General features: G+C 65.4%; 2 protein-coding genes. Both read right to left on the bottom strand.

The genetic code is table 11. The annotated features are described in order from the left end of the window. Window positions 1-2: 2 nt before the first annotated feature. On the bottom strand, window positions 3-419 hold the full coding sequence (locus ACIRS4_RS38600) for an AMP-binding protein (RefSeq protein WP_404204999.1): 417 nt from the start codon (window positions 417-419) through the stop codon (window positions 3-5). 308 nt (window positions 420-727) lie between these two features. Continuing rightward, a partial coding sequence (locus ACIRS4_RS38595; RefSeq protein ID WP_404204997.1) for an acyl-CoA dehydrogenase family protein occupies window positions 728-1,095 on the bottom strand: 368 nt, incomplete at its 5' end.

Below are 1,095 nucleotides of genomic sequence, written 5' to 3'. Positions count from 1 at the left end.
GATCATGACAGATTCGAATGCCCAAACAGGGCAAATGGACGCTTGGTGATTCCGAAGCCGGTCTCCGGATACCGCCGGATCCGCCCCGTGACGGCCCGGTCGTCGAGGATCACCCAGAACATGTCCTCGAAGGGCAACTCGTCGACGTATCGTTCCAGCGTGATACCCAGGCGCACACCGGAATCCGCGCACACGAACCGATTCCGCTCGTAGGGTTGGGCCGGATCCACCGACAGCCAACCGGCTCCGGCCTTGGCGACCGCCCACACCGCCAGCACCCATTCCGGCGAGCACGGCATACCGACCGCGAGCACCGCGTCGGGCACGACCCGCAATTCGATGAGCAAGTGCGCCAGCTGATTCGAGCGCCGATCCAGCTCACGGTAGGTGGTCCGGTGGTCGCTCCGCGATCCCTGCATACGCCCGGCTCCTCCAGGATGCTCTGCCGACGCCCCGGAACATCACCAGCTACCGACCGCGGAGCCTGCGCTGACGAGGCGAAAGTCCAGCCATAAGACAAGGTCCGGACCATTTTGACAGAGCCCGTCAACGAGGGGGCAACATTAGAGCAACCCATCGCGTGTCGGCCGGTGGACCACTCGGGCCCACTCCGGATCGGAGGAGTCTCCCGTGCCGGGCGTCGCCGCCCGGCATCCGGCCCGGCCACCGCGGAAACCACTGACGCGGAACGCATTCCGGTCGCTCTCCGCGGAGGCCGGCACCCGGGTCAGGTCAGCTTCAGGCTGCGGCCGATGATCTCCTTCATGATCTCGGTGGTGCCGCCGTAGATGGTCTGGATGCGGGCGTCCATGTAGGCCTTGGCGATCGGGTACTCGCGCATGTAGCCGTAGCCGCCGTGCAGCTGCAGGCAGCGGTTGATCAGGTCGAGCTGCTCCTCGGTGGACCACCACTTGGCCATGGCGGCCTCCTCGACGCTCAACTTGCGATTGTTGAGCAGTTCGATGCAGCGGTCGACGAAGACCCGGACCGCGGTGGTCTTGGTGGCCAGCTCGGCGAGCACGAAACGGGTGTTCTGCAGTGCGCCAATCGGTTTGCCGAAAGCCTTGCGGTCGCGCACATACTGGCAGGTCAGCT

The sequence above is a fragment of the Streptomyces sp. NPDC101166 genome, assembly GCF_044768125.1.
In the GTDB taxonomy this organism is placed as follows: Bacteria; Actinomycetota; Actinomycetes; order Streptomycetales; family Streptomycetaceae; genus Streptomyces.
The sequence above is the reverse complement of the archived record's forward strand: the minus strand, read 5'-3'. Positions and strand labels throughout refer to the sequence as shown.